Below are 3,847 nucleotides of genomic sequence, written 5' to 3'. Positions count from 1 at the left end.
GAGCAGGGCCTGCAGAACCTGGGTTACCGTTTCCCTCACTGCTTCCCTCAAGATCATCTGGAGGGTATCCTGATCCATGGGGTACCTCCTCTCCCGTTGGTACCCCCATTCATACACATACCCTTACACATAATTCCTTACACGACCGAGGTAGGGGAGGGGTAGGGGGGTTTTTGACCGGGCGCCTTGGGTTCCTTAAACTTTTCCAGGGAGGTCCCTAATGTACATCGGCGCTTTAGACCAAGGCACCACCAGCACCCGCTTCATGGTCTTTGACCGGGAGGGGCGGGAGGTGGCCCGGCATCAGCTGGAGCATCGGCAGATCTACCCTAGGCCTGGTTGGGTGGAGCACGACCCCCTGGAGATCTGGGCCCGCGCCCAGGAGGCTATCCAGGGGGCTTTGGCCAGGGCGAGGGTGCGCCCGGGGGAGCTCTTGGCCATCGGCATCACCAACCAGCGGGAGACCACCATCGTCTGGGACAAGAACACCGGGGAGCCCTACCACAACGCCATCGTCTGGCAGGACACCCGCACCGACGCCATCTGCGAGGCCCTGAAGGCAGAAGGTGCGGGGGAGGTTTTCCGCAGGAAAACGGGCCTCCCCCTTTCCACTTACTTCTCTGGCCCCAAGCTCAAGTGGCTCCTGGACTACGTCCCTGGGGCGCGAGAGGCGGCAGCACGGGGGGATGCCCTCTTCGGCACGGTGGACACCTGGCTCATCTGGTGGCTCACCGGGGGGCCCAAGGGAGGGCGCCACGTGACGGACGTGACCAACGCCAGCCGCACCCTCCTGATGGACCTCGAGACCCTGGACTGGGACGAGGAGCTTCTTTCCCTTCTCGGCATCCCCCGGGCTATGCTGCCGGAGATCCGGCCCTCCTCGGACCCGAACCTCTACGGGATGACCGCCCCAGAAGGTCCCTTGGGGCGGGCGGTGCCCGTGGCGGGGGCTTTAGGGGACCAGCAGGCGGCTTTGGTGGGGCAGGCCTGTTTCCAGCCGGGGGAGGCCAAGAACACCTACGGCACGGGGTGCTTCCTCCTCCTGAACACCGGCAAGACCCCGGTGGAAAGCCGCCGGGGCCTCCTCACCACCGTGGCCTACCGCTTTGGGGAAGCTCCAGCGGTCTACGCCCTGGAAGGGTCCATCGCCATCGCGGGGGCCTTGGTGCAGTGGCTGAGGGACAACCTGGACTTCTTTGACTTCTCCCATCACATTGAGGACTACGCCCGCACGGTGGAGGACAACGGGGGGGTGTACATCGTCCCCGCTTTTTCTGGCCTCTTTGCCCCCTACTGGGACCCCTACGCCCGGGGAGTGGTCGTGGGCCTCACCCGCTACGCCACCAAGGGGCACCTCTGCCGGGCGGCCTTGGAGAGCGTAGCCTACCAGACCAAGGACGTGCTCCTCGCCATGGAGGAGGAGGCAGGGCTTCCCCTTTCCGTCCTGAAGGTGGACGGGGGAATGGTGAAAAACGAGCTCCTCATGCAGTTCCAGGCGGACATCCTGGGGGTGCCGGTGGTGCGGCCTGTGGTGACCGAGACCACCGCCTTGGGGGCGGCCTACGCCGCGGGCCTGGCCGTGGGGTACTGGAGGGATCTGGAGGAGCTCAAAGCCAACTGGCAGGCAGAGCGCACCTTCACGCCCCGGATGCCGGCGGAGGAACGGACACGGCTCTACGCGGGATGGAAGCGGGCGGTGGAGCGGAGCCTGGGGTGGGCCCGGGGGGAATAGGATGCCCTGGGAACGCGAAGCCCTTTGGGAACGGTTAAAGGAGCCCCTGGACCTCCTCATTGTGGGGGGAGGGGCCACGGGGGCGGGGGTGCTTTGGGCGGCCACCTTAAGGGGGCTTCGGGCCGCTTTGGTGGAGCGGGGGGACTTCGCCTCGGGGACGAGCTCCCGGAGCACCAAGCTCCTCCACGGGGGGGTGCGGTATCTGGAGCTTGCCTTCAAGCGGCTGGACCGGCGCCAGCTCCGGCTGGTGGTGGACGCCCTCCACGAGCGCCAGGTGGTCCTGGGCCTTGCCCCCCACCTGGCCCGGCCCCTCACCCTCCTCACCCCCCTCTTCCGCCCCCTGGAGATCCCCTACTACTGGACGGGCCTCAAACTCTACGACCTCCTGGCGGGAAAAAGGCGCCTTGGGGGAAGCCGCTACGCCCCTCCCGAGGAGGTGGCCCGCCTCTTACCGGACCTCCCCAAGACCCTGGGCGGGGTCCTCTACCGGGACGGGCAGTTTGAGGACTTCCGGCTGAACCTGGCCCTGGTGCGCTCGGCCCTGGGGAAGGGGGCCATCGCCCTCAACTACGCTGAGGCCACGGGGTTTCTCCTAAAGGGGGGCCTTGTGCGGGGGGCGGTGGTGCGGGACCGGCTTTCGGGAAAGGAGGTGGAGGTGGAGGCGAAGGCGGTGGTGAACGCCGCGGGGCCCCTGGCGGACGAGGTGCGCCATCTCCTGGACCCCCACCTTCCCCCCCTCCTCACCCCCTCCAGCGGGGCCCACCTGGTCCTGGACTACCCCCTCACCGTGGGCCTCCTCCTCCCCAAGACCCGGGACGGCCGGGTCCTCTTCCTCCTCCCCTGGCGGGAAAAAGCCCTCCTGGGCACCACCGACCTCCCTGCCCTCCCTGGGGCCTGCCCGCGGCCTAGGCCCGAGGAGGAGGCTTACCTCCTGGAGGAGATTAGGCCCCTCCTCGGGGACCTCTCGGGGCGGGTCCTGGCCCGGTGGGCGGGGCTCAGGCCCCTGGTGGGGCAGGGGGAGACGCAGCTTCTCGTGCGGGACCACTGCATCCTGGAAGAGAAGGGCCTTTACACCCTGGTGGGGGGGAAGTGGACCACCTTCCGCCTAATGGCGGAGGACCTCCTGGAGAGGCTAAGGCGGGACTTAGGCCTCGCCATGGGGCCTTCCCTTTCCGCCCACACCCCCTTGGTGGGGGTGGGGCCTAGGGGGGATCGGCCCGAGGCCCTGTACCGGAACTACGGGGTGGAGGCGGAAGGGGTCTTGGCCCTTGGGGAGAGGCCCCTGCTGCCCGGCCTTTCCCACGTGGAGGGGGAGGTCCTTTGGGCGGTGCGGGAGGAGCTTGCGGTGAAGCCCCTGGATGTCCTCGCCCGGCGGATGGGCCTGGCCCTTTTGGACGAAAAGGCGGCCCTAGCGGCCCTTCCCCGGGTGGTGGCCCTAATGGCGCCCCTTTTGGGGTGGGACGAGGCGCGGGCGAAGAGGGAAGAGGAGGAGGCCAGGGCGGGGCTTCCCAGGCTTTGCTAAGCACCCCACCAAAAGCCAGCATGACCTGCTCCTCCCGCTGGCTCTAGGTTGGCAAAAGCCTGCCATCCCCCGGTCGGGCCTGGCCCGGGGCCAGCTTTCCTTAGAGAGGGGGAGCCTAGGGGAGTGGGCCTACGCCAGTTCCATGGTGAGGCCGGCTTGCCGGAGGGCCCCCGGCCTTGTGGCCTAGGGGCGGGGCGTGACCGTGGTACGCTTTGGGGCGAGGCGGCTGACCCGGGCCGTCTTGGTGGCGACAGGATCGGGTCCAAGACGCCTCCCATCCCTGGAGCAGACCATGCCCCCTTTCCATAAGCGCACCCACCGGAAGAGGGACGGCCGGGAGCTCATCCTCTATAGCTGGGCCCCCCTCGAGGACACCCCCCTTCCCGAGCCGGAAGAGGCCCTGGCGCCCGCCCCCCATTTGCGCTACCACCCCTTGAGGCGGGCCTGGGCGGTTTACACCCCCCACCGCCAGGGGCGGACCTTCCTCCCTCCTAAGGAGCACTGCCCCTTATGCCCGAGCCGGCCGGATGGCTTCCCCACGGAGATCCCTTTTTCCCACTTCCAGGTGGCCGTCTTTCAGAACCGCTTCCCCG

At 68.1% G+C, this 3,847-nt stretch carries 2 protein-coding genes and 1 pseudogene; all 3 read left to right on the top strand.

All coding sequences use genetic code 11. The features are described from left to right. Positions 1–220: 220 nt before the first annotated feature. Positions 221–1,732 carry a glycerol kinase GlpK gene (gene glpK / locus WKI94_RS11590; RefSeq protein WP_337845882.1) on the top strand — a complete coding sequence of 504 codons (1,512 nt, stop codon included), beginning with the start codon at positions 221–223 and terminating at the stop codon, positions 1,730–1,732. Position 1,733: 1 nt separating this feature from the next. Next, positions 1,734–3,254: an FAD-dependent oxidoreductase gene (locus tag WKI94_RS11585; protein ID WP_337845881.1), complete on the top strand. Its 1,521-nt coding sequence runs from the start codon at positions 1,734–1,736 to the stop codon at positions 3,252–3,254. Positions 3,255–3,546: 292 nt separating this feature from the next. Further along, positions 3,547–3,847, top strand: a pseudogene (locus WKI94_RS11580) (galactose-1-phosphate uridylyltransferase); the annotation flags it as partial.

It is taken from the genome of Thermus sp. (assembly GCF_037444525.1).
In the GTDB taxonomy this organism is placed as follows: domain Bacteria; phylum Deinococcota; class Deinococci; order Deinococcales; family Thermaceae; genus Thermus.
The sequence above is the reverse complement of the archived record's forward strand: the minus strand, read 5'-3'. Positions and strand labels throughout refer to the sequence as shown.

Coding starts and splice junctions, on each gene's coding strand:
- glpK (WP_337845882.1), top strand. CDS start 221: ATGTACATCGGCGCTTTAGACCAAGGCACCACCAGCACCCGCTTCATG.
- WKI94_RS11585 (WP_337845881.1), top strand. CDS start 1,734: ATGCCCTGGGAACGCGAAGCCCTTTGGGAACGGTTAAAGGAGCCCCTG.